The sequence below is a fragment of the Bradyrhizobium sp. SUTN9-2 genome, from assembly GCF_003122645.1.
GTDB classification, from domain to species: Bacteria; Pseudomonadota; Alphaproteobacteria; order Rhizobiales; family Xanthobacteraceae; genus Bradyrhizobium; species Bradyrhizobium yuanmingense.
In genome coordinates, this window is record NZ_LAXE01000001.1 from 3883456 (window position 1) to 3907494 (window position 24039).

Genomic DNA, 24039 nt, shown 5'->3' on the forward strand with positions numbered 1-24039 from the left:
GTCATGCAGGCGGGAGCGCCATCGGTCTCTCAGCCACCGGCGCCTACGGCAGAGCCACAGCCGGTGATGAGGTGACCGTACACTGGCTGCGGCGCTTCAGCTAAGGAAATCGGGGATCTCCGGGTCATTTCTTGTTCCAGGCCGCCCCCCGGAGTTGAGAGCGGTCCCCCCGGGGTTGTAGCAGCTTGATCCAGGTTAATCGCCGGCGCTTTTTGAGCCGTTGGCGCGATTTGAGTAACTTATGCAAGGGCGCTCGCGCCAGCTCTGTTGCATGATGCCTGATGCCAGACGCCCTGTTTGCCCGCGCAACACGCGCTATCGAAGAGAGTCGCGCCCTCCGGGAGCAGCATAGACAAGTTGCGGGCCGCTACGGCGACACCGTGAACGATTTACGTTTGGCCATTATGGACAGCGCCATGCTTCGCTCCGAGATCAGGGCGCGCCGGGACAACGAGGAATCGTAACTCCGGTCTTTTTCCCCAAACAGGCAACCGTTCCCTTTCTGGAACGTTAGATCCTTGGCCAGGCTGTGCAGCCTGGCATCAATACCCGTCGGAACGCAACGGCGCGATCGACCTCATGCACCAGGAGGACGCCTGATGAGGACGCGACATCGATTCAAGCAAGTCGACACTCTGGAAGCGCGGCTCGCCGCCGAGGCGGAGCGGCTACGCGAACAGGCCAGCTTGCTTCCGCCCGGCGCGGCGCGCGACGAAGTCCTGCGCAAGGCGCGTCAGGCGGAAACGGGGTCTCAGATGAGCGAGTGGCTGAGGTCGCCGGGCCTGCAGCCGCCAAGCTAGCCCGGCGCGATGCGCGTCGTCAGCGCCGCTTCGCGGCCTTGCTTCGCCGATTGTACGGGGAGCGGTTGACCGGCCGCAGCGATATTCCTTCGCGTTGCGCCTTGCTGCGAATGGCCGTCACGGGGCGCTGCAGCTTGATGCTCATCACGCCGGTCGGCGTGTTGCCTTTCGCAAGCTGCTTCAGCTTGCTTACATCCGCCGCTGTCCACGGCTCGCGCGCGCGGCGCTTGTAGGCGGGATTTGCCTTGCGCGGTCCTTTGCGGCCGATCGGTGAGCCCGGTCGTTTCCATGCTGCTCTTGCCATGATGATCCTCCTTCAAGTCGTCCTTGAACATACGAATCAGCATTTCGGTTCCGGCGCGGTCCAAACCGATCGGTCCTGCGGTTGTGCTTTGCGCAAAATCGCGCAGCGTTAACTTATTGAAATGCTGGAACCGGCTGTTGCGACGGAAGCTACAATCGTTGCCGGGCCGAGCCGCCTCGACCGGCAAGCGACTTGAGTGACAAGAGAACCTGGGCCCCGGCGCCCGATCCCCCGCCGGGGCCGATTCCCTTCCAACCAAATTCTCCACGAAAGTACAAAAGTAAAAATGACCGCCAAACGTAACCGCAGGAAACAGACCCAAACGCTTCAGGAGCGACTGGCCGCTTTTGCCGAAAGCGCGCGCGAGCGCGCCCGCAACTTGCCGCCCGGCAGGGAACGCGAGATGCTGCTGCGTCGCGCCAAGCAGAACGAAGTGACCTCGAACCTCACGGATTGGCTCAGCGCACCCGTCGCTCCAAGGCGAGGACACCTATAGTGGCAAGTATCAAGCACTACCGCGCGTTCCAGATCGATCCGGACGGGCACGTGTTCGGATGCATCAACCTCGTCTGCGACGACGACGAGCAGGCCAAGCGCGAAGCCGCCTCGCTCGTCCTGGTGCATCGCATCGAGCTGTGGCGGCTCGATCAACGGATCGCCAAATTCGATGCGCCGCAGGAGCTTGTTCGCCAGTAAGGCTTGGGAACCGCGCGCTGGGCGCCGGGTTGGGTCGGAGGGATTCGACTTCGCCAGGAGCCAGCATGACGGACGCCGACATTCGCAAGGGGATGCCGCCCGTCAAGCTGTCGCGTGAGGAGTTCGAGCGGCGCTACAAGCGTCAGTTCGTCGATCCCGCCTTTGCTCCGCTTGGGCGCGAGCTCGATGCCATCATCGCTGCGGCCTGGGACGCCTACAGCCATTCGCGCAAGGCACCGTTGACGCGGAAGGCCGGCGCAGGCTTTTCCGACCCGAACTACGATCTTGCCGTCGACTGGCTCGATGCGCGCTCAAAAATCCTGGAGGCGCAGCGTCGCCACGACGATGCCGACGAGACGCCGCGCATCCTGATCATCAACGGCTCGGCCCGCAGCGAGCACACCTGTCCCGGCGAGATGTCCAAGACCTGGCGGATGGTCAAGCTGGCCGAGCCCGTCTTCATCGAGATGGGATTTGCCGTCGACATCCTCGATCTGTCGCGCCTCGCTTCGGAATTCGGCAAAACCATTCATCCCTGCAAGTCCTGCGTCGGCACCGCCATGCCGCTGTGCCACTGGCCGTGCAGCTGCTATCCGAACTACTCGCTGGGCCAGACCCACGACTGGATGAACGAGATCTATCCGCTCTGGGTTGCCGCCCACGGCATTCTGATCGTGGCGCCCGTGAACTGGTATCACGTGCCCGCCGGTCTCAAGGCGATGATGGACCGCATGGTCTGCGCCGACGGCGGCAATCCCGATCCGACCTCGACCCACGGCAAGAACGCCGCGGAAGCCAAGGCGATCGAGCTGAAGGGCTGGCCCTATCCGCGTCATCTCGCCGGCCGCCATTTCGGCCTCGTCGTTCACGGCGATGCGGTCGGCGCCGAGGGCGTGCGACGGGCCTTGTCCGACTGGCTGACCGACATGCAGCTGATCTCGGCAGGGCGCTACGCCGAGCTCGACGGTTATGTCGGCTACGACGAGCCATACGCCACATCCCATCGTGAGCTCGACGAGGACCGCGAATTCCAGCAGGAAGTGCAGAATGCGGCGCGCGCGCTCGGCAATGCCGTCCGGCTCGCGCGAAGCGGGCGCCTCGATGAGCCCGGCGCCGGTCTTGCGGACCCGAACCCCAAATGACCGGCGCGCCACCCCTTGAATGCCTGATCGTCGGAGGCGGGCCGGCGGGACTGATGGCCGCGATCTATCTAGCGCGCTTCCGCCGCCGCGTCTGCGTCGTGGACGCCGGCGCGAGCCGGGCGGCCCTGATCCCGCGCAGCCACAATGTCCCCGGCTTCGTCCACGGCCTGTCCGGCGCGGAACTGATCGAGCGGATGTCGGCCCAGCTGAACGAGCTCGCCGTCACACGCGTGGAGGCCGAGGTCACGGCGTTGCAGCGTCACGAACACGGTTTTGAAGCGAGCTGGAATGGCCGCGGGCATGCGGCCGCCACAGTCATTCTCGCCTGCGGGATCGTCGATACCCATCCGCCGTTCGCGGAGTGGCGCGCGGCGGTCGCGGACGGACTCCTGCGCTACTGCCCGATCTGCGACGCCTTCGAGGCCACCGGCCGCCGCATTGGCGTCGTCGGGCCGCTGGATCGTGCCGCCGCAAAGGCGCTCTTTCTGCGTGGCTATGCGCGCGACGTGACGCTGCTTGCGACCGGCGCGGACGACGCGAAGGCCGCAACGTCGGAGCTGTCCGAGGCGGGCGTCGGAATCGTGTTCGCGCCCGAGCTGCGCCTGGCGCGGCGAGGCGGCGGCGTGGAAGCGGATTTTGCCGACGGACGTACCGCGCAATTCGACATCGTCTATCCTGCGATGGGCGCGGAGGTCCGCTCCCAGCTCGCGATGGCGCTGGGCGCCGACCACACTGCGGACGGTCATTTGAAGGTCGACGATCACCAGCGCACGTCGATCGCCAGGCTCTACGGAATCGGCGACGTCGTCACCGACCTGCACCAGATCTCGGTCGCGTTCGGCCACGCGGCCATCGCGGCCTGCACGATCCACAACAGCCTGCCGCCGCGATTTGCGTGATGGGACGGCGGTGAGCCTCACAATCGACTGGAACCGGGAACGAAGCGCGTTGCCCTGCTTTGGTCGAGCGGAGCGGGGCGCGCAACTGGAGACAACCGATGGCTCAATCCGAAGACATGACCCGCTGCATCGCGCTTTGCATGAGCTGCTACCAGACATGTCTCGGCACGGCGATGAACCATTGCCTCGAGACCGGCGGCAAGCATGTTGAGCCGAAACATTTCCGCCTGATGATGGCCTGCGCCGAGATCTGCCGGACCGCCGCGCACTTCATGCTGATCAACACGCCGCATCATAAGCACACCTGCGGTGAGTGCGCCGAAATCTGCACCGAATGTGCCGAGGATTGCGCCCGGATCGGCGGCATGGACGAATGCGTCGCGACGTGCCGCTCCTGCGCCCAATCCTGCCGCGCGATGGCGGCTTGAGGAGGTGCCCATGCTGGAAGAGAAACTCAAGGAAGCGATCGTCGGCGAATTGCAGCGTCAGGCCGCCGACCGGCCGCAATCGCTGAAGGTGCAGGGCGCGGGAGACGCAGCGGCCTCCGAGGAGCTGACCGTCAACGGCAAGATCGACCTCGGCGCGCTTGTCATGGTGATCGCAGGATCGGTCGCCGGCGGGCCTTGAGCTCGATCGTCGACCGCGGCCTCAGCCATACTCCTCGCCGATGCCGTATTCCCGGTAGATCTGCAGCGGGTCGAGCTCGGGAAACAGACGGCATTTGGCCTGCGCAAGATGCAGGCTCACCGCTGCCGGCTCCTTGCCGTTCGCGAGCAGCTTGCGGATGTCCTCCATATGCGCGTTCGGCTGGTGCTTCGGTTCGAGCTGCTCCAGCGCGACCAGGGCGGTCGCGAGTGCCTCGGTCAGAACCCAGTCGTCGTGGCCCGTGATTCCCTTCTTCATCGGAAGAATCCCACATCTGGTGACGGTCACAGTTTACCGCGCCTTCGGCCAAATCGCCATTGAGCCGTTGCGGGCCGTTCGCGCGCGCGAGGCCATGGGCCATGCTCCGGCTTGCCTTATGGCCGCCTCAGGCTAAAAGGCGGCTAGTTGCGGGGGCGGCAGTATCTTTGTTGAAACAAACTTGGCGTAGACGGGCCGTATCCAGGCTCGCCGTTCCGGTCTGGGTCCCGATCCCGCACGTCGCAACACCATGGGGTTGCGACCCCCTCAAGGTTCGAGCCAGCATGGTTTTTCTCAGTTTCGTCTACCGCTTCCTCACCAATTTCGCCTTCATGGCGGTGGTCTATTTCAGCTTGAACTTCATGGAAAAGTATCCGAACCGGGCGATCCTGGCGATCCTGGTGCTGGTCTATGCCGCCATGCGCGCGGCCTCGACGCTGCGGGCGTTCTACTTCTTCCAGAAGATCGAGAAGCTGGAGGCCGAGACCAAGCGCCTTCAGGCTCCGATCAACGACGGTTCGGGCAGCACCACCGCGCGCAAGCAGGTGATCACCGACGTCGCGCGGCTGCGGCGGGACGGCGAGCTCAAGTCCTACATGGACCTGTTCTTCCTGGCGCTGATCGTGCTGCTCTGCGTCGCCGCCATCATGCGGCAATAGCAGCTAAAGCATAATCCGGAAAAGTGCGAAGCGGTTTTCCGAAAAGATCATGCATAAACAACAACCTAAAGCGCGATGATGATTCATCCTAATCTCATCGCGCTTTAGGCGCGTTTTTTCAGGCTGGCGACGCGGGTCGGACGGGGCGGCACGCCCTTGGAGGCCGCGCCATTGGCCGCGGCGCTCTTCGCTGCGGTACTCTTGGGTACGATGTCGACGGGCTGCGCGGCGTGATCCGCTGCAGCCGGCGCCGCCTGGGCGGTACGCCGCCCATGCAGCTTGGCCGTCTTGCCCTTCGCGCCTCTGCCCTGTGCTGCCTTGTCCTTGGCCGGATGTGGCCTCTCGGCCGCCATGGCGAGCCGGGTCGCGGCGCGCCGCGATGAGGTCGTCGACATCAGCACCTCGACCGAGCCTTCCGGAATCGCGAACAGATCGCGACCCGGGACGGGCAGGGTGGATGCGAGGTCGATCTGGCCCTTGCTCCGGCGCGGCAGCAGCGACTGATGCTCGCCCTGCACATTGAGGTTCGCGAGCGCAGGCGCCGGCAGCGTCCTGGTCTGCGTGAACACGAAATGCGGCACGCGCGGCCAGCGCGCGATCGGCGTCGTCTCGGATGGCGGATGCATCAGCCATTCGACCGGCGTGGTCGGCGTCGCCGGCCGCTCGGGACTGGCGGGCACCACATGCACGATGCGATAGCCGCGCGCCTTGAGGTCGCGGATGATCTTGGGCAGTGCCGCCACCGTGCGGGCCTGAATGTCGTGCAGCAGCAGGATGCCCTTGCCCTTGGCCTCCAGCCGCTGGATCGCGAGCTGGTAGACGCGGTCGGACGACACGTGCCGCCAATCGTCGGCCGGGAAGTCGGCGCTCCAGACCTGGAGGCCGCGCGCAATCAGATGGTTCTCGATGCCCTCGGCGCGCATCAGTCCGGGAATGCGGAAGAACGGGGCGAGCTGCGACGGATCGGTCATCGCGGCCGCGGTCCATTCGATGCCGCCATTGATCTCCGCCTCGGCCTTCTCGATCGGCATCCGGTCGAAGGTCAGCGGATGGTCCATGCTGTGCGTGCCGACGGTATGGCCCGCCGCGACCAGCTTGCGCACGCCTTCCGGATTGGCCTTGGCCTGGTTGCCGACGATGAAGAAGGTCGCCTTGATGCATTCGTCGGCCAGGATCTTGAGCACCTGGTTCGAATATTTCGGGATCGGACCGTCGTCGAAGGTCAGGACGACCTCATGGTCCTTCAGCGGCAGCGTCTCGCGGTACTGCATGGTGCCGATCAGCGGATGTTCGCGCGGATCGACAACGAGGGTGCGGGAGGTGCCGAGGGCGTCGGGGTGGCCGGGACACTCGGCTGCGAGCGCGGCCGGCGAACCGGCGGTGAGCATTCCCAGACAGAGGACGATCCACGATCGCGTCCGCAAAACAACGCTACTTCCGATCATGAACCTCGTCTGCCCCCATGCAATTTGGCGCCCTAGATAGGTCGGAGATGGCTCAAAACGGTTCAGCCGCAGCCGCTCTCATCTTCACGGGGTAGCATGAACAGAGTGTTAATTGGCCCCAAATCACCCCATTTTGCCCGGGCGTGACATTCCGGCATCAGCGCGTATCGGCGCTCTTCTGTGATGTGCCCGCCGGGACGATGTGGACCACCCGATAGTCGTTCTCCCTCAGATACCGTAGAAACGCCGGCATCATTGCGGCCGTGCGCGCCTTGTTGTCGTGGAAGAGGATGATGCCCTTTCCGCTCGCGGCCAGACGCTCGGTGACGAGCTTCAATTGCTGCTCCGGCGTCAACTCCTCCCAGTCGCTGGCCCATAAATCGGCCCCGAACACAATGATGCCGCGCGACTGGAGCAGGTCGAGCTGCGCTTGGGTCGACTCGAAATAGGGAAAGCGGAAGAACGGCGTCGAGGGTGTCGTCGTCGAGACTCCGTGTAGCGCCATTTCGTCTGCGGCAATGCCCCGATCGATGTCGGCCATGGCCTTCTCGAACGGAATACGCCCCATGAACGGATGCGAGTAGGAGTGATGCCCGACGGTGTGGCCCTCGCGGGCGATGCGCTTGACCATGTCCGGGTGCTCGGAGGCGTGCTGGCCGATCAGGAAAAAGGTCGCGCGCACGCATTCCTGTGCCAGCGCCGCCAGCACTTTCGACGTCGTCGGCGGGTTCGGCCCGTCGTCGAAGGTCAGCACGACCTCGCGATCGGCCAGCGGCAGCGTCTGCGGAAAGCTCTTCAGGCCCACGCGCGGATAGGTCTTGGGATCGACGCTGAAGACGCGCGAGGTGCCGAGCGCGTCCTTGCGCGGGCACTCGGCGGCCTCCGTCTCGGCGGCGCCGATGACGGTCGCGGCATTGCCGATAACGGTTGCGACAAGCGCGCCCGCCATGGTCGAGGTCCACCTTAGTCGCAGCATCTTTGCCATTGCGCTCGGCTTTGCCTTGGTATTGCCTGAAGCCTCAGCTCACACCACCGGTTCCAACCTGTCAAACGGCGAGGCGCGCCATGGATGAACATCTGGACGTTGCCCCATCGGCTGCGGATTCGGTACTCGACCACGTGCCGATGCGCAATGAAGACGGCGATATCAGGCACGAATTCGTCGAGGAGGTCGCCCGTGCGATCGAGGCCGGGGACAGCGCGGCGCTGCGTGCCTGCGTCGCGGAGCTGCACGAGGCCGATCTCGGCGATCTGATCGGCGCCCTCGAGCCCGACGACCGCGTCCGCCTGGTCGAGCTCACCGGCCGCGATTTCGATTTCTCGGCGCTGAACGAGGTCGATGAGACCGTCCGCGAGGAGATCCTCGAGGAGCTGCCGCCGGAGACGGTCGCCGAGGGCGTCCGCGAGCTCGAATCCGACGATGCGGTCGAGCTCTTGGAAACCCTCGGTGCCGAGGAGCAGGAAGAGATTCTGGAGAAGCTGCCGCTCAAGGAGCGCGTCGCGCTCGAGCGCAGCCTGCTGTACCCGGAGAACTCCGCCGGCCGCCGCATGCAGACCGAGTTCATCGCCGTGCCCCAGGATTTCACGGTCGGCCAGGCGATCGACTACATGCGCGAGACGCCGGATCTGCCCGACCGCTTCTACGAGATCTACGTCGTCGACAAGGAACAGCACTGGCAGGGCGCGGTGCCGCTCGACGTGCTCCTGCGCACGCGCCGGCCGGTGGCGCTGACCGAGCTCACCGACGAGGACCGCCGCCGCGTCTCCGTCCTGGAGGACCAGGAAGAGGTGGCGCGCATGTTCGGCAAATACAATCTCGTCGCCGCGCCCGTGCTCGACACCCAGGACCGCCTCGTCGGCGTCATCACCGTCGACGACGTCGTCGACGTCATCGAGGAGGAGGCGGACGAGGACCTCAAGGCGCTCGGCGGTGTCACCAGCGACGAAGAGCTGTCGGACACGTTCCTCACCATCGCCCGCGGCCGCTTCAACTGGCTGCTGGTGAACCTCGCCACCGCGTTCCTGGCGTCCTCCGTGCTCGGCCTGTTCGAGGGCCAGCTGGAGAAGATGGTCGCGCTCGCGGTGCTGGCGCCGATCGTGGCGAGCCAGGGCGGCAATGCCGCGACCCAGACCATGACGGTGGCGGTGCGGGCGCTGGCGACGCGCGAGCTCGGTTCCTCCAACGCCTGGCGCGTGGTGATGCGCGAGGCCCTGGTGGGCCTCGTCAACGGCCTCGCCTTCGCCGTGATCACCGGCATCGCCGCGGTGGCCTGGTTCAAGATCCCGGGCCTCGGCATCGTCATCGGGCTCGCCATCGTCTGCAACCTCGTGGCCGGCGCGCTCGGCGGCATCCTGATCCCGATGGCGCTGGATCGCGTGCGGGCCGACCCGGCGGTGGCGTCGGGCACGTTCGTGACCACCGTGACCGACGTCGTCGGCTTCTTCTCCTTCCTTGGGATTGCGACGCTCTGGTTTGGGTTGAAGTAGGTCTCACCCCATCGTCATTCCGGGGCGCGCCACTTGGCGCGAACCCGGAATCCATTTGTCCGCGTCGACGCTGCACAATGGATTCCGGGCTCGCGCTTCGCGCGCCCCGGCATGACGACAACCGTCTTTAATCCGACTTTAAGCGACCTGCCGCATCATCGCCTTTGCTTGGGGGAATGGGCATGCGGTTGCGGCTGAAGGCGGACGGACGGATCGTCGAATTGCGGGATGGGCAGGAATTTCCGGTCCAGCCGCTTTCGGTTCAGCCGACGGCCAATGCGGCCCCGGCTGACAGCGGCCCGCTCGCGGTGCGCGATCTGCGCCGGCGCGCCTGCCTGACCCAGATGGAGTTCGCGGCCAGGCTCGGCGTTCCCGTCGAGACCATCCGCAACTGGGAGCAGGGCAAGCGCGCCCCGCGCGGCCCGGCCCGCGCACTGCTCACGGTGATCGCGCATGCCCCCGACACGGTGTTCCAGGCGCTCGCCAAGACCTGACGCCAAGGCCTGACGCCAAAGGCCTGACGCCGAGGCCTGACGCACAACCTCCCGTTAGGCCTGCATCGAATATTCTGCCTGGCTGCCGCGGCTTCCGTTGGCAGCATCATCGACCGGGTCCATAATGACGTCTGGGGCTGTCGCAACGGAAGAGATTCCTCATGCTGTTCGTCGAGGCCAATGGCGCAAGGATTCCGGCGATCGGTCTCGGAACCTGGGAGCTGAGCGGAAGGCCGGCCGCGCGCGTGGTCGAGCAGGCGCTACGGTTCGGCTATCGCCATATCGACACCGCGCAGGTCTACGACAATGAGCGCGAGGTCGGCGACGGCTTGCGCGCCTCCGGCGTGCGCCGCGACGACGTATTCCTCACCACCAAGGTCTGGACCAACCATTTCGCACCCCATGATCTCGAACGCTCGGTGAAGGAGAGCCTCGCTCGTCTGCGGCTTCCCTCGGTCGATCTGTTGTTGCTGCACTGGCCCAATTCTCATGTGCCGCTCGCGGAGACGCTGGGCGCGCTGTCGCATGCGAAGACGATGGGCCTGACCCGCCACATCGGCGTCTCCAATTTCACCGTGGCACTGATCGAGCAGGCGGTCGCGCTGTCGGCGGAGCCGCTGGTCTGCAACCAGGTCGAGTATCACCCCTATCTCGATCAGGCGAAGGTGAGGGCAGCCTGCGACCAGCATGGCCTTGCCCTCGTCGCCTACAGCCCGATCGCCAAGGGCCGCATCAAGTCCGACCAGACGCTGGCCGAGATCGGTCGCGTCCACCGCAAGACGGCGGCGCAAGTCTGCCTGCGCTGGCTGGTGCAGCAGAATGTCGCTGCGATCCCGCGCACCTCGCGCATCGAGCGCCTGTCGGAGAACATCGAGATCTTCGATTTCGAGCTGTCGGAAGACGAGATGGACCGGATCGCCGCGCTCGCCAATCCGAAGGGACGCCTGACCGACTTTGGCTTCGCCCCGAAATGGGATTGAGAGGGACCCGGGGTATGCTAGGACCGCGGCGGCAACCCAAGATCGGTCGATGGAACTGGGGAAGATCATACGGACGGACATTGCCGCCTCGGCAATCGCCCATCTGACGCTGGTGGCGCTGATCATCGTGATCAGCGAGGTCCGTCCGTTTCATAGCCAGCCGCCCGAAACCGTCGCGGTCGACATCGTCACGCCGGAGCAGGTGAAGCAGGAGGAAACCAAGGCCGAGGAGAAGAAGGAAGAGGCGAAGCCGCCAGAGCCGCTCCCCGATCTGAAGCTGCCGAAGCCGGATATCACCGACAAGGCGGAGGCATCGAAGCCTGCGGCCAGGCCGCAGGCGGCAGCACCATCGCCGTCACAGCAGGCCTCGCCCGAGCCGCAGCAGAAGCAGCCGCAGGCCTCGAAGGAGCGTGAGGCCAACGCGCCGCCGCCGCCGCCGGCCGCGCCGCCGCCGGCCTATCAGACGCCGCAGCCGGACGTCACCATCAAGTACGGGGTCATGCTGGGCTTGCCACCCGAATTGCCGGTCGAGCCGAAAGGCGCCAAGGACGACGGCGGGGATGCCAACGATTCAATCGCTGCGAAGCTTCCGCCCGAGGTCATCGCGGAGCTTCGCCGTCACTTGCGCGGCTGCGCCAAGCTTCCGGCCGGCGTCGCACCGACCGACAACGTCCATGTCAAGCTGCGCACCGTGTTCGCCACCGACGGCACGCTGGCGCGCGAGCCCATCCTGATCGAGGCGCCGCCGTCCGCCAAGGGCGTGGCCATCGTCAAGTCCGCAACGAGCGCGCTGCAGAACTGCCAACCCTACAAGATGCTGCCGGCCAATCTGTACGGGGAATGGAAGGTGCTGGATCTGCCGTTCAGCCCGAAGGATTTCGGCGGATAGCGCGTCGTCGTGTAGTCGTGTAGCCCGGATGGAGCAAAGCGTAATCCGGGGCTGCTCGCCCGGCAGCTCGAATTGTCCCGGATTACGCTCGCGCTCCATCCGGGCTACGAGAGCAGGGTGTTTCGCTTCTCTGTCAATCTGCCTGCGCTAAAATATTCCACTTACCGAAATTCGGAAATGACGTATGCGTCGCCCATCCCGGCTCAATCTCGAGGGGCGATCATGCGGTCGTCATTGTCGCGAGCCGGGCTTGCGGTGGACGCGGCAGCGTCGTGTACGAGAGCTGAGGGCAGGGCGGATTGCTCTCCGTGAACCCGAGGCTTCGTATGGACGAGCGGCGCTGTCAGGTTCGTCGCGCCGGCATTTCGATGGCAACGTGCACAACGCCGTCGAACCCTGCGGCGCCAACGGACCGCGCGTACGGCAAAACCGTGTGGTCCTGGCGTCCAGTGCTTTTTTTCGCCTCCAAAAATGGAGGGCAAATTCTTGAAATTAAAGAATAATTCTGATATTCGTTCGCAGGAGCGAGATGCCCGCCCGAGCCTGCTGGGCCCTGATAGGCCCTAGTTTCGCAGGGGTGCGCTGAGCCTTGCGGCGCGAACGTGCTTCGTGATCATGGCCCCTGAGCGAAAGCCTCGACCCACCCAAACGTTGATTTGCGTCAAGCTTTACTGCCCAGCGCGGCAATTCAATTCTTGCCAATGCTTAGGAAGACAATGGAGCCTAAGAATGCCTGCTTACATGATTGCACTGAACAGAGGCGTGCATGATTGGAAGAAACTCGACGAGTATTGGAAGGCAGCGGGCCCGTCCTTTGAGGGTCTGGGTGCCAAGCGCTTGGCCATTTACACTCCGCTCACCGCATTGGAAGTGATGGGTCCGCTTGAGGGTGTCGTCGAGATTGAATTTCCCGATTTGGACACAGCCAAGCGTTGGTATGAAAGTCCGGCCTATCAAAAGGCCAAGCAAATCAGGGACGGCGTGGCTGATACAGAATTATTCATTATCGACGGCGGTTTCGTCCCCGCCGAAGAACGTATGCCACACCTCAAGCGGCAGTCTTGAGCCACAACCCGCGCGTTGTTGCAATGGCCGCAGGCCTCGTTCCCGCAGATCGGACGTTCACCCGCTGGCATTCGCCGCTAGCGGTGCCATCATCGTCCTTTGAACGATGCGGCTCTCGGAGGGACGCGAGAGCGCGCCCAAGATCCTTGGTTGCAGTGACAGCGGGGCTACGTCGATCGGGCTCGATTGAATTCATAGGCTTGGAGATTGCATCGAGCAGCCCCAAGAAGAGGCGCACTGATGCCCAGCCGGGCTGCGCGTTCCGCTAAATCACCAATCGTATGCTCGCCTTCTGTGGGCTTCCCATCTTCCATATCGATCAGCATTGACGGCCCGTAGGTCGATCCCGCTTGAGAAAACATGCCACGCATAATGCCGGCCGTATCAGGAGCAGGTGGGGGGGCTGGCGGATAACCTGCCGCCGTCACCGCACTCGTGCATTCATCAATTACATTAGAAACAAACGATGGTCCGGACGCTGACGCGGCAATTGCCCCCCGCCCGGGACCTCGTCAAGGTTGCTACTGTCGCGCTGATAACAAAACCGAAGAATTTGGCCCACATCATCGCGATTATGTTGTCGCTGATCTGTACGGGGATTCCGCCTGCTTCCAGCGCGGCTTTGATCGCTGCACAACGGTCGGAAGGCCGGCCGTCCAGCTCTCCTATGACGTTTAGATTGATCCGTAACTGGCTCTGCTGGATGGTGCCGTCCGGCATCAAGGCGGTATTGATGGTCGTTAGACCGCCCAGCACACGCGCTTGGCCGAACCGTTCCGTTAGAACATCTATATGACGAACGCCATTCAGTACGGGAACGATCACGCTGTGTTCGGCCATGGCCTGAGCCATTGCGCCCATGGCACCGTCTAAATCGTAGGCCTTACAGCACAGCAGAATAACATCGTACGTCCCATTCAGCTTCGGCTGCTCAACAGTCTTGACCTTCGTCCGGAGTTCACTGCCATCCTGTAGCTTTACGATCAGGCCGTGCTGCTCAAGTTGGGCGGCGCGCTTGGGCCGGACGAGGAATGTCACGTCAGCGCCGCCTTTGATTAGCATTCCGCCAAAATAGCCGCCGAGCGCGCCCGCACCTAATATTAGGTACCGCATTTGCTGCTCCCATGTCCGCCGCTTTGGAAGAAGCATCAAAGCATGACGAGTAGCCTTTGGGATAGAGTTAATGATCTAACGGGACACAACTGTGGGTGTTCGGGTGGCGGCAGTCGGTCCCCTGCAGGCGGCCATCAGGGTCTTATGACGGTGCTGCTACTGCGGGGGACGTGCGACCGCCCCTATTGTCGATATTTGGCGGGAAAAAATTCGTGGTTGCAGTTGCGGGGCTCGTCAGAAGGTCTGCTCCAAATCTATCTTGCCACAGGTAGTGATATCACAAATGTCGAGCCTTGGGGCCCCGATTTGCTGAGAAACAAACGACCTTCATACCTCTCGATAATCGTGGAGCATATCGCCAAACCCAATCCCATGCCCGCCGGTTTGGTCGTATGGAACGGCTCAAATATCCGCTTCTGCTCCGGCGGGGGCACGCCGATGCCAGTATCCTGGACCGACAATTGAACGAAAGAGCTTTGATCAATCCGAGTTTCGATGGTCAATCGTCGGCTGCTTGGGGGAATGGAAACCATCGCCTCGATGGCGTTTTTCAACAAGTTCAGTACTACCTGCTGTAGCTGTCGGGGATCAGCACGCACGAAAGTAGCTTCGGTCCGAAACTCCGTCGCCACGAGAACTTCATTGAACTGCAGTTCGTGCTGCAGCAACCGTAACACTTGCCGCGCGATGTCCTCAATGCTGATCAGGGCCACGGCTGGTTGATAGGCAGCATCCTTAAACAGCGCGCGAACGCTTGCGATTGTTTCGTTGACCCTAAGGCTGGCTACTCCAATGTCCTTGAGGATGGCGCGCGCCTCATCGACCTTAGGAGGTTGTGCGGCAAGTTGCTGCTGAGCGGTGTCCGCATCCAGCGTTATTGCTCCCAGCGGTGACCTGATTTCGTGAGCGATCGCCGCGGTGGCTGCATCAATGCTATCAATTCGATTGGCACGCTCCCTCCGCTGCATCACTAAGGCGCTGGCCAGCCGCGAATAGAGCACAGTCATCTCTGTGACCAATACGGCCAGCAGCAAACAGCTTGCGATCAGCGCAAATCCACGAGCGGTGTACCATCCTACTGAAAACCGAGTGGAGCCCGCATATATCGCCACAAGAAAGTTGGGAAGCGCTGCAAACAATGTGACCATCAGCCACAGATCGAGCACCGTGCGCCTTCGGACAAAAAGCACCAGAAGCACGAGGCAACCCAACAGCGATAGACCGATGTTAAATTGATTGCTGAGCGGTGTCTGCAGCATAAGACCTGTCGTGAAAAACTGCGGCAGATGCTTAGTTTCCTTTATCGCCAAAAATGAGAGCAGAGCTATTGTCCCAAACACCCAAGCCAGCGTTATTGCTATACTTGCCTTCGTCGAGAGCCTTGACGTCTTTCCCCTGTCCTTCATCAGCGCATAGGCAAGAATACTGAGCGGAAAAGTGGTGTACCAAAGGACAAAAAACCAAGCTGGCGTGTTGTAAACGTCACCTATGAGCCCGTTTGGGGCGTAGCTGCCGGGAAAGCTGAGTGTCTGTAGGAAAGCAAACGAACCAGCGAAGATGTATCCGCCAGCTACGGCGAGCAATGCGCTGTGTGGCTGCACCGCGTATTGCGCAAATAACAGGGTCGCCGTTATCAGATCCGCTGCGCTCATTACCGTCTGAACAACGGGAATGAAACTGTCAATTCTCCCGGGTTGTCGGCTCACGAAAGGAAGAATAAGCGCTGAAACGGCCAGCAAGACGACCACGACACCGACAGCTACCGCTCGGTGGGGCACGGTGTAAGGCATCAAGGCGCCACCATCGGAGGATCGCGATCTGCAGTCAGCACAAACTGGCGTGGATCATCGTTCAGCATTTCTGGTCCTATCGGCTCCTATCGGCGGCCGATGTTCGCAACATACCGAAGGCTTTGGCGCTCGTGCAATGATGCATCTTTCCCGAACCAGATAAGCCAAGGTCCTATGCGTCGGATGTAGAAGTGAGCTATCCTTCTGCAACGCAGCAGGATCCATGACGATGCCTGAGACCGTTACCGTTGGAGGCCCGCCCGTCGTCGAGCCCGTCCCTCCACCGCGATCTAGAAAGCCCGCGACGGTCAGTGCATCGGCGCCGGCCGCTCACCTCGACTGCAGCCGGACCTATCCCGACAAGCTCGAAGCCGAGGGCGTGATCCAGCGACAGAGTGACGGCTTCCCGCTCGACCAGAGCCGCGTTGCGTACCTCCGGCACTTGCGGCGCGAACGGCAGCAATCGTCGCGCAGTGAGGCTGACGAGGTCGATGCTCTGATCGATCAACGCGCGGGCATCACCCTGACGCACGTGTCGGGCACCGCGGCCCGGTGCTCGCGCGACATGCAGGTGCGGCGCACCATCTACGCCGTAGTGCTACAGATCAGACGCGAGCTGGCGGAAGCTGCTCTCGCCAAGGCGGACGAATGGGAGAGCCGCCGCTCGGCGGGGAGGACTGAGGGCAGCGGCGTTCGCGCCCTTGACCGTTCGATTGTGGTCGCCGCGTGATTGGCTGCTATCCGTAGCGGCTTGCCGACTGCCGGACCTTTGGGCGATCTTTCGCGGTCATGGGCACCAAATCTCTCGAGAGCATCTACGGCGCGTCCGTTCGGGCAGCGGCCGAGCAGGCGGCGGAAGCACGCAAGAAAGCAGACCGGCTCGCGGTCGAAGCGCGGAACGCTCGCATGCTTGGCTTCAAGGGACCGGCCCAGCCGTCCTCAACGCTGGGCGATGCGCTCAAAGCCGCTTAAGGCTATCTGGAGGTGCGGTGTATCGGCTGCGACACCAACCAGACCTTTGCTCTGGACATCGTTCGGCGGCCAAAGTGCACGCAGGTTCATGAGCTGGAGCGGTACATGCGGTGCAAAAACTGCTCGCAGGTGCGCGGCTATCCGTACAAACGCAGCCAACTGGTCGCGCTGCGACCGACAAAGATTTCGACCAGCAGTCCGCCGTCAACATGGTGGCCGGGGGGGCGGTAGGATGACTGATTGGATTGAACTGGGACTGCGCGACCGATGATACAACCCCAACTCCACATGACCTTCGGTTGGCGTCACAAGCTCATCAAACAGCACGATTTTTTTGTTCAACAGATGCGCGCGCGCATCCTTGCTCAATTCTCGGAGATCGAAGCAGAAGCCGAGAAATATGCCGAAGACGAATATGAGCGCATCGGAAGCTCGCCAGGCAGCGAATACGATTTCTACGATTTGGCGCATGTGGCCGAGACAGCGAACGATAATGCCCTTGAGTTCTATTCGCTACTCGACGACCTAAGGAAACAAGCGACGCTGAGCGCCGTTGCTGGAATGTATCACCAGTGGGGAAAAAGAACTTCGGAAATTCCTTGAACTGGAGATGCGTCACTATTTCAAAGCCGCCGCAGTGAAACAACATACTTGGGTAAAGGATGTCCGGAACCTTTTTGATATTCTCAAGGAGTTCGGCTGGGACTGTACCGCACTTGCATTCTTTCCAAGGATCGATGCCTGTCGCTTGGTCGTGAACGTCTACAAGCATGGCAAAGGAAGATCGCTTGACGAGCTACACGACAAATATCCTAGTATCTCAACAATCCGATGCGAGAATTTAAAATCTTCGACGGCCATCTCGATCATGAATGGCGGGAGGTATCGGATGAGCAGGTTTCCGAATTTGCCGCGGCGATAAGGGAGTTCTGGGCGACTTTCCCTGAGCTACTGTACTGGCAAAAGCCATAGTCCAACCAAGCCGCCATCGCTGCGCTGCTTCGCGTCGTTAACCGATACGTCGGCAACCTCGCGCCGATGCCGGCGTCTTTCCGAGATGCGTGGATGCGCGCACCGTGGGTCAGGGCATTGCAACGCCCGCTGCCAGATGACGCGCTCAAGATTGTCGCAAGGGGAGGAGATAAGGAGGATGTCGCCCTTGCTGCACCACAGTAACTGACCCTTCCCGAAACAATCGGCCTTCTCAAGCCTTGCGACGACGCCCCCGGGTTGTACAATCGTCAGGTGTTTAGGGCGGCGGGCGTGGCGGGGAAAACGGCAAAACCAAAGGAGCCGGTGGTTGAACGACGTTGGGCTGAAACAGCCGCAGCGCGCAAGACGCTTATGTCATGGCCCTCGTGGTCCGATCCGGAGCCGCCTACGCCGAGCACTAAGCCCATGTCGAGATCGGATCTGCATACCGTAGCCGCTGAGACAACGGAGGTGGTCATTCCGCTGGGCGACGAAAACGGGGTCGGTCTGGAAGGCGTCCGGCTTCGATTAAGTGCTTGGGCCTATCGCCGCCAGCATGAGGTAACGGCGACGCTGGAGATCACGGGTGGCCGACGTTCATTTGTGAACATCGCCCGCGTTGACGCTTGGCCCGCTGACCCACACTTCAACACTCTCGTTCGCAAAACTGCACGTTTGGGACACGTGCCACCGGTGGTCGAAGAAAGCCACGTCCACCGCTTCGAGGACAACGCGAAGGTCGGGGGCAAAGCCTTTCTGCCCCCTTACAATCTGCCCATTGCCGTGCCGGTCGCGGAACCGTTAACGAGTTTTCGGGGCTTTTTGCGTACGGTGGCGCAAGAGTTTAATATCCAAGGGTTGGACGATTTCCCCACCCCGCATTGGCAGGAGTACTTGCTCTGATCGAACTCCAAAAATCCATTGCCCAGATAGCGGACGAAGTGGCCCGGGCTCTCATCCGGATCACCCCAGCGACGGACGCCGCGCGTCTGTCTCTGCCGCTGCTTTACCCTGGCGGCTCAATGGTCGGCGTCGAAATCTCTCGTCTGCGCGATGGCTTTCTCGTCAGCGATGCCGGAGGAGCGCGACGAGAAGCCGGTCTCATGGGCGGCGAGAAAACGTTCGTGCGACTTGCTGGCGATGTTGCCGAGCGTTTCGGCGTCCGCTTTGACCGAAACATGATTTTCGAGATGGAGGTCGGGGTTGAGGAGCTGGTTGTCGTTGTCGCATCTGTCGCGAACGCGGCAAAGACCGCCGTCGAGAATACGGCCACCATTCTTGCCATGACCGAACACGCTGACGCGCGGGCCGCGCTTTGGGATAAGCTAGATCGCGTCTACGACCATAGAAAAATCAAGCAAAGGGCAAAGATCAGGGGCAAGTCGGATACGTGGGAGTTCGATGCTGCGGTGGAAGCTGATGACCATGTTGCGCTCTTCGAAGTAATTAGTCCGAACGCCAACGCCGTAAATAGCGCTGTGACGAAATTTCTAGACGTACAAGATATCGGAGTCGGGGCTCCGACGCGCATCGCGGTCCTGACGCGAAAAAACCAAACGCCGCATCTCCCAGTATTGGGGCGGACAGCAACGCTGCTTCCAATTGATGCACCGAACGACGCGTTTTTGCGTGCCGCATAGCCGACTGGCGAGCATCTGTGGTCGAGCTGTGCATGTGATCACCTCCTGCAACGTCGCAGTGACCCATCGAATTCCGAGCGTCGGCCACGGAGCTGCAGCTGCTGCGAGCTAGGACGCGGCTGACATCGACAGCAAAGTCATTGAACGGTCGATAGCCTCGCGAGGGCCGCGCTGTTGGATCGCAAGCCAACAGACAAAGGACGCTGTTCTTGCTGTCAGCCTCCAAGCGACGCTGCTTCAATCCTAACGTTTGTCTAGAATGTCGGTCAGCCATCTGAGGCCGAGTTTGGCAGGGTTCTTGGCTGCAAGATTGGCCAACCAGAATTGCGAAAACACGACCGGCACACCAGCGTCTATGCCAAGAATTTCTCGAAAACCGCGTTCGTCACGCGGGAGGTTGAGGGCTTCCCGATCTACCGTCCATCCTCCGGGGTGTCTTGTTACGGCGACGAAGATCCCTTGAACGATCTGACAATAGCCCTCCTGCGAATACCACCAGCCGCGGCGAGGAGATCCTGTCGGGCTGGCCCAAACCTGCCTAAGGGCTTTGATGAATCTCATCGTCGGCCACGCCACCTTCGTGACTGAAGCTGGCAACTCTGCGCAGACGCGCTCATCCCGAGATTTTACGACGTAGTCGGGTAGAGCATCAGGATGACAGATAGGAATGAGTAGCTCGTGTGCGAATCCATTGATCATGTGTCGCTCCGTTACTACAAGAATCAATCCTGCCGTCACAGTTCATGGACACTAGGCTACGCGTCGCCGCGTCCTCCCTTTGCCACGCCCTCGCGCCGGGTTGCGTTCGTCATTATGATCAATGGCGGTCTGCCATGCCACCACCTGATCACGAAACCAGAAGCGTCGGTTCGGGCTCACGTAGACTGAGCGCGGGAATTTGCCGGCGCGTTCAAGGCGGAAAAGCGTGGTGCGTGAGATCGGGACGAGCTCAAGAACCATTTGTTCAGTGAGCATGGGCCGGAGTTCACGCCGGTCGCTTCGCTTTGAGGTGGTCATCGCGCGTCACCTCGGTATTTCTTGAAACAGCGCGCACGATAACGCGTTGCAAATTCCAGTCGAGCGCTGCTTGGATCACGAGTTCGGGACTAAGCTAAAGAAAGCTATTTAAGAAGTGCCTCTGTTGCAGCGACTTCTCGGATTTAAATAGTTCGGAGCTAAGCAAAAGTAAGCACCCAATTTTCGAAAAAATTTCTTTTCGTCTGCAAAGGTCACGCGCACACTGTTCGTCAACAAGGCGAGTGAAGGCGCTCGCTATCAACAAGAGGAGTATGTCATGGCGTGTCTATCGCGCGAAGAGAATAGCCGACGCAATCCGGTGCCGCGCGCATCGTGGACCGTCGATGAGTTCTGCTCTTCCGTTGGCATTTCGAGATCCACGTACGAACGGGCAAAGCGTGAGGGGTGGGGGCCGCGCGAGATGGTACTCGGTCGCACGGGCATTCGGATCGCGGATGAAGCTGTGGCTGAGTGGATCGCGAAGCGAGAACAGAAAGCCGCGATTGCCGCCGATCGCCGCAGGCGCCGAAACTTCCCGGTCGAGGAGCAGACAAATGCCTAGCAAGGCACCGGCCGTCCCTGGCGGTGCCGTCGCCACGACGCGACTGAAGCTTGAAGGATATCTCGGACCGGCTTGAACAGTCGAAGCGGCGTCACGGTATTGGCGAGCAGAAATCGCGTGCGTGTGAGGCCTCCGAATCGAGTTTCGATGCATGCCGATGACGGTTTGTCACGATGATGCCGACCGAGATCACCGTCTTTGAAAAGGTCGGCGGCCCGCTCACGAAGCGGATTGCCCTTCGCGAGGGTAAGATCGCCAGTGATAGTTCTGCCTGCCGCATGGCACGCGGGTTTGCCCGCCGCGCTACGATCAGAGATGTGCAGTCTCTTGCCGATTTGATCGCCTCGTTGAAATCGAATGAAGCCTACGCGATTGGCAGCCTTCGAGATGGCCTGCCGGAGCGCGTCCGGGTGGTCCGCAAGGACGAGCTCGACGGAGCTAAGGACCCAACCGTTATTGCCCGGACATTGGATTATCTTACATTCCGTGCTGGCAATCCGGGGCTCGTGCTGCTGGATTTCGACACCAAAGGAATGCCGGCCGCCACGAGACGCCGAATAGAGGGGTTGGGGGGTGACGTTCGCCGCGCGCTTGAGGAAGTAATACCAGGATTGGGTGGAGCAGCCTGCGTTGAACGCGCCTCGACCAGCAGTGGATTGCGGCACCGAATCACCGGGGAGCGCTTCCTCGGATCAGGAGGGCGCCACATCGTCGTCCCGGTGGTCGACGCCGCCGACATTCCGCGATTTCTATCCGATTTGTATGAGCGTTGTTGGCTGGCAGGCTTCGGCTGGGGCATCGTGTCATCCGCAGGCACATTCCTCGACCGGGCGATCATCGATAAAGCTGTTGGCTCGCCGGAACGTCTAATTTTCGAGGGGCGTCCGATTGTCGAGCCGCCGCTTGAGCAGATAGAGCGCGAGGTTGCCGCTCATGGCGGAGACTCGCTCGACACGCGGCTGTGTTGTCCGCCGCTCTCCGAGTATGAAAGAGCGAAGGCAAGAGAACTGCGAGCCATTGAGGAGCTCAGGCTGCTGCCTGAGCGACGGGAAGCTCGGGCGAGGTGGAGCGCCCGCCATATCGCACGCTTGACTGCCATGGGATACCTCGAAAGCGAGGCGCGTGCTCAGGTGGATCATTGGGTTGACCGGAGGGAATTGGGCTCGACATTTCCGCTGCCCTTCGACGATCCCGATCTGGCCGGCGTTACGGTGGGGGAAGTGCTTGCCAAGCCGGATCAATTTATCAGCAAGACCTTGTCCGATCCTTTCGAAGGCCCGGATTACGGTCGCGGCAAAGCAATTCTATACCGGCGCGAGGATGGATCGCTGTTCATTTCCTCGTTTGCTCACGGTGGCTGCCGCTACGAGTTAATCGAGTTGAGGCGCGAAGATTTTGTCGCCTACATGCCTATGCACAAATACATATTCTTGCCGACGCGAGAATTGTGGCCGGCCTCAAGCGTCAATGCGCGTCTAGCGCCGGTCAAAACCTCCGGCTCCAGCAGGCCGGTATCGGCAAACAAATGGTTGGACCAGAATCGGCCGGTTGAACAGATAACATGGGCTCCGGGCGAGCCGGCGCTGCTTGAGGGACATCTGATCTCCGAGGGGGGCTGGATCCCGCGCGCCGGCTGCACGGTCCTGAACCTATATCGGCCCCCAACTCTTGATCGCGGCAACCCTTGCGGCGCCCGAAGGTGGGTCGATCACATCCGGCGCGTTTATCCCAGCGATGCCGACCACATCGTGCGTTGGCTGGCGCACCGCGTGCAATGTCCGCAGGAAAAGATCAATCATGCCCTGGTGCTCGGTGGCGCGCAGGGCATCGGAAAGGATACGCTCATCGAACCGGTCAAACGCGCGGTCGGCCCCTGGAATTTGCATGAGGTGTCGCCCAAGCAGATGTTGGGGCGCTTCAATGGCTTCCTAAAGTCCGTCATCCTTCGCATCAGTGAGGCGCGCGATCTCGGCGGAATCGACCGCTTCGCCTTTTATGACCACATGAAGGCGGTTACTGCGGCGCCACCTGATGTTCTGCGCATCGACGAAAAGAATGTGCGTGAGTACAGCGTGCCGAATGTATGCGGCGTCCTGATCACGACGAACCACAAGACGGACGGCATCTATCTCTCCGCCGACGACCGCCGTCATTATGTCGCCTGGAGCCACCTTGTTAAGGAAGACTTCAGCGCAGAATACTGGACAGAGCTATGGCGGTGGTACGATGAGGGGGGAGACCGGGATGTTGCTGCCTGGCTCGCCTCGTTAGATTTGAGTGCCTTCAATCCGAAGGCGCCGCCACCGAAGACCGAAGCCTTTTGGGCTATTGTTGATGCCAGCCGCGCGCCAGAGGACGCCGAGCTCGCCGACGTCCTTGATCGCCTTGGCAATCCTGACGCCGTGACCTTGGTCCAAGTGCAGGCCATGGCATCTGACGGGTTCGAGATCTGGCTGGGAGACCGCAAGAACCGCCGGCAAATTCCGCACCGCTTCGAACAGTGCGGGTATGTGGTGGTACGGAACAATACGCGCGATGGTCTCTGGGTCATCAATCGGAGGCGCCAAGTCATCTATGCCAGGGCGAATCTGCCGCTGCGCGATCGGCTCGCTGCGGCGACGAAGATGACGGGGGCAAGCGCAAGCCGCCAAGACTGCACACCTGCCCACCAAGCCTAATCAGTGAAGTCAGTGAAATCAGTGATTTTCTATCTTGATAAATAAAATGCAGCCAACCGTCCGATATTCTGGATCAAGGTCGATCGCGCGCGCGAGGACGACAAGATGAGCAGGATGCAAAACCACTGATTTCACTGACTTCACTGATCGTGCCTTGACCGGCCGGCCTAGCCATAGGAGCTTCGGCCGCTCTCTTCAGTCGAGGCCGTCAAATGGGACGTTCGTTCGGATCAGGGAACGCAATGTGGCAGGCTGCGGCGGTAAAGTACCGGTTCAGGCCGGGGCGGCCGGGCCTTCCGACTTGCATTGCGAAGAAGCGGAATGGCCAAATGTGCGGAAATCTGGCCATGCGTGGGGTCAGCGTCTGCCAGTGCCACGGCGGCCGGATGCTGCTCGCGCGCCTGCGCTTTCGGCGGAAGGCACACGGTCGTCACTTCACCTTAGGTTAGCCCGGCCGCCAATTGCACGACTCCTAAATCGCGTGAGGGATGCGCTACTGCCAAAGGTTGCCGGCTGAACTGGGAGATCTCAT

27 protein-coding genes and 2 pseudogenes are annotated in these 24039 nt (G+C 61.6%); 20 read left to right on the top strand and 9 right to left on the bottom strand.

What is annotated here, in order from left to right:
• Positions 1 to 599 precede the first annotated feature (599 nt).
• A complete protein-coding gene (locus tag XF30_RS17995) occupies positions 600 to 800 on the top strand; it encodes a hypothetical protein (RefSeq protein WP_036025636.1) in 201 nt (66 codons plus the stop codon).
• Here the strand turns inward: XF30_RS17995 and XF30_RS38160 are convergent.
• Positions 797 to 1291 carry a hypothetical protein gene (locus XF30_RS38160; RefSeq protein ID WP_158284388.1) on the bottom strand — a complete coding sequence of 165 codons (495 nt, stop codon included), beginning with the start codon at positions 1289 to 1291 and terminating at the stop codon, positions 797 to 799. The two genes, XF30_RS17995 and XF30_RS38160, sit on opposite strands and share 4 nt — an antisense overlap.
• Positions 1292 to 1390: 99 nt before the next feature.
• Between XF30_RS38160 and XF30_RS18005 the strand changes: the two genes are divergently transcribed.
• The 6 genes from XF30_RS18005 to XF30_RS18030 all read left to right on the top strand — a co-directional run bounded on the left by XF30_RS18005 (position 1391) and on the right by XF30_RS18030 (position 4468).
• Positions 1391 to 1600, top strand: coding sequence for a hypothetical protein (locus XF30_RS18005; RefSeq protein ID WP_036025634.1), 210 nt, complete (start codon positions 1391 to 1393; stop codon positions 1598 to 1600).
• A complete protein-coding gene (locus XF30_RS18010) occupies positions 1600 to 1800 on the top strand; it encodes a hypothetical protein (protein ID WP_036013732.1) in 201 nt (66 codons plus the stop codon). Before XF30_RS18005 ends, XF30_RS18010 begins: the two co-directional genes overlap by 1 nt.
• A gap of 65 nt (positions 1801 to 1865) precedes the next feature.
• Complete coding sequence (locus XF30_RS18015) at positions 1866 to 2942, top strand: flavodoxin family protein (protein WP_109143438.1); 1077 nt, start codon at positions 1866 to 1868, stop codon at positions 2940 to 2942.
• Positions 2939 to 3841 (top strand): NAD(P)/FAD-dependent oxidoreductase, encoded by a 903-nt coding sequence (locus tag XF30_RS18020; RefSeq protein ID WP_036013737.1) that lies wholly within the window; start codon positions 2939 to 2941, stop codon positions 3839 to 3841. Before XF30_RS18015 ends, XF30_RS18020 begins: the two co-directional genes overlap by 4 nt.
• A 98-nt stretch (positions 3842 to 3939) precedes the next feature.
• The gene (locus XF30_RS18025) at positions 3940 to 4269 is read left to right on the top strand and encodes a four-helix bundle copper-binding protein (protein WP_036013740.1); all 330 of its coding nucleotides are present in this window, start codon (positions 3940 to 3942) and stop codon (positions 4267 to 4269) included.
• 10 nt (positions 4270 to 4279) lie between these two features.
• Entirely contained in the window at positions 4280 to 4468 is a 189-nt protein-coding gene (locus XF30_RS18030) for a hypothetical protein (protein WP_036013742.1), read from the top strand.
• Positions 4469 to 4489: 21 nt separating this feature from the next.
• Here XF30_RS18030 and XF30_RS18035 read toward each other — a convergent pair whose 3' ends face one another.
• A complete protein-coding gene (locus XF30_RS18035) occupies positions 4490 to 4744 on the bottom strand; it encodes a hypothetical protein (RefSeq protein ID WP_036045754.1) in 255 nt (84 codons plus the stop codon).
• 284 nt (positions 4745 to 5028) lie between these two features.
• On the opposite strand from XF30_RS18035, the gene XF30_RS18040 reads away from it, so the two are divergent.
• On the top strand, positions 5029 to 5403 hold the full coding sequence (locus XF30_RS18040; protein ID WP_036013747.1) for a hypothetical protein: 375 nt from the start codon (positions 5029 to 5031) through the stop codon (positions 5401 to 5403).
• Positions 5404 to 5507: 104 nt separating this feature from the next.
• Here XF30_RS18040 and XF30_RS18045 read toward each other — a convergent pair whose 3' ends face one another.
• Both XF30_RS18045 and XF30_RS18050 read right to left on the bottom strand, forming a co-directional pair.
• Positions 5508 to 6848 carry a polysaccharide deacetylase family protein gene (locus tag XF30_RS18045; protein WP_109143439.1) on the bottom strand — a complete coding sequence of 447 codons (1341 nt, stop codon included), beginning with the start codon at positions 6846 to 6848 and terminating at the stop codon, positions 5508 to 5510.
• Between the two features lie 157 nt (positions 6849 to 7005).
• Positions 7006 to 7797: a polysaccharide deacetylase family protein gene (locus XF30_RS18050; protein WP_036013750.1), complete on the bottom strand. Its 792-nt coding sequence runs from the start codon at positions 7795 to 7797 to the stop codon at positions 7006 to 7008.
• Positions 7798 to 7913: 116 nt separating this feature from the next.
• Between XF30_RS18050 and mgtE the strand changes: the two genes are divergently transcribed.
• The 5 genes from mgtE to XF30_RS18075 all read left to right on the top strand — a co-directional run bounded on the left by mgtE (position 7914) and on the right by XF30_RS18075 (position 12763).
• On the top strand, positions 7914 to 9335 hold the full coding sequence (gene mgtE / locus XF30_RS18055) for a magnesium transporter (RefSeq protein ID WP_036025625.1): 1422 nt from the start codon (positions 7914 to 7916) through the stop codon (positions 9333 to 9335).
• Between the two features lie 176 nt (positions 9336 to 9511).
• Entirely contained in the window at positions 9512 to 9829 is a 318-nt protein-coding gene (locus tag XF30_RS18060) for a helix-turn-helix domain-containing protein (protein ID WP_109143440.1), read from the top strand.
• A 161-nt stretch (positions 9830 to 9990) separates the two neighbouring features.
• Entirely contained in the window at positions 9991 to 10809 is an 819-nt protein-coding gene (locus XF30_RS18065) for an aldo/keto reductase (RefSeq protein ID WP_109143441.1), read from the top strand.
• A 49-nt stretch (positions 10810 to 10858) separates the two neighbouring features.
• On the top strand, positions 10859 to 11698 hold the full coding sequence (gene tolA / locus XF30_RS18070; RefSeq protein ID WP_109143442.1) for a cell envelope integrity protein TolA: 840 nt from the start codon (positions 10859 to 10861) through the stop codon (positions 11696 to 11698).
• Between the two features lie 729 nt (positions 11699 to 12427).
• Entirely contained in the window at positions 12428 to 12763 is a 336-nt protein-coding gene (locus XF30_RS18075) for a DUF1330 domain-containing protein (protein ID WP_109143443.1), read from the top strand.
• A gap of 167 nt (positions 12764 to 12930) precedes the next feature.
• Here the strand turns inward: XF30_RS18075 and XF30_RS40175 are convergent, their stop codons facing one another.
• The 3 genes from XF30_RS40175 to XF30_RS18090 all read right to left on the bottom strand — a co-directional run bounded on the left by XF30_RS40175 (position 12931) and on the right by XF30_RS18090 (position 15666).
• Positions 12931 to 13254: a ketopantoate reductase C-terminal domain-containing protein gene (locus XF30_RS40175; RefSeq protein WP_109143444.1), complete on the bottom strand. Its 324-nt coding sequence runs from the start codon at positions 13252 to 13254 to the stop codon at positions 12931 to 12933.
• Entirely contained in the window at positions 13217 to 13876 is a 660-nt protein-coding gene (locus tag XF30_RS18085; protein ID WP_158284389.1) for a ketopantoate reductase family protein, read from the bottom strand. Before XF30_RS18085 ends, XF30_RS40175 begins: the two co-directional genes overlap by 38 nt.
• Positions 13877 to 14130: 254 nt before the next feature.
• Complete coding sequence (locus tag XF30_RS18090) at positions 14131 to 15666, bottom strand: sensor histidine kinase (RefSeq protein WP_109143446.1); 1536 nt, start codon at positions 15664 to 15666, stop codon at positions 14131 to 14133.
• 229 nt (positions 15667 to 15895) lie between these two features.
• On the opposite strand from XF30_RS18090, the gene XF30_RS18095 reads away from it, so the two are divergent.
• From XF30_RS18095 to XF30_RS37795, 6 genes and pseudogenes are all read left to right on the top strand, one after another.
• Positions 15896 to 16396, top strand: coding sequence for a hypothetical protein (locus XF30_RS18095; protein WP_146207717.1), 501 nt, complete (start codon positions 15896 to 15898; stop codon positions 16394 to 16396).
• 59 nt (positions 16397 to 16455) lie between these two features.
• A pseudogene (locus XF30_RS39400) lies at positions 16456 to 16869 on the top strand (hypothetical protein).
• 57 nt (positions 16870 to 16926) lie between these two features.
• On the top strand, positions 16927 to 17241 hold the full coding sequence (locus tag XF30_RS18105; RefSeq protein WP_146207718.1) for a hypothetical protein: 315 nt from the start codon (positions 16927 to 16929) through the stop codon (positions 17239 to 17241).
• Positions 17242 to 17625: 384 nt separating this feature from the next.
• Positions 17626 to 17724: pseudogene (locus XF30_RS40180) on the top strand (SOS response-associated peptidase); the annotation flags it as partial.
• Positions 17725 to 18081: 357 nt separating this feature from the next.
• The gene (locus XF30_RS18110; RefSeq protein WP_146207719.1) at positions 18082 to 18513 is read left to right on the top strand and encodes a hypothetical protein; all 432 of its coding nucleotides are present in this window, start codon (positions 18082 to 18084) and stop codon (positions 18511 to 18513) included.
• 119 nt (positions 18514 to 18632) lie between these two features.
• On the top strand, positions 18633 to 19250 hold the full coding sequence (locus tag XF30_RS37795; protein WP_204524511.1) for a hypothetical protein: 618 nt from the start codon (positions 18633 to 18635) through the stop codon (positions 19248 to 19250).
• 243 nt (positions 19251 to 19493) lie between these two features.
• Here XF30_RS37795 and XF30_RS37800 read toward each other — a convergent pair whose 3' ends face one another.
• Together XF30_RS37800 and XF30_RS40185 are read right to left on the bottom strand one after the other, a co-directional pair.
• A complete protein-coding gene (locus tag XF30_RS37800) occupies positions 19494 to 19949 on the bottom strand; it encodes a hypothetical protein (RefSeq protein WP_146207721.1) in 456 nt (151 codons plus the stop codon).
• Between the two features lie 51 nt (positions 19950 to 20000).
• Entirely contained in the window at positions 20001 to 20267 is a 267-nt protein-coding gene (locus XF30_RS40185; protein WP_109143452.1) for a helix-turn-helix transcriptional regulator, read from the bottom strand.
• A gap of 735 nt (positions 20268 to 21002) precedes the next feature.
• Between XF30_RS40185 and XF30_RS18130 the strand changes: the two genes are divergently transcribed.
• Positions 21003 to 23507, top strand: a complete 2505-nt coding sequence (locus XF30_RS18130) for a primase-helicase family protein (RefSeq protein ID WP_109143453.1) — start codon at positions 21003 to 21005, stop codon at positions 23505 to 23507.
• The last annotated feature ends 532 nt before the right edge of the window (positions 23508 to 24039 follow it).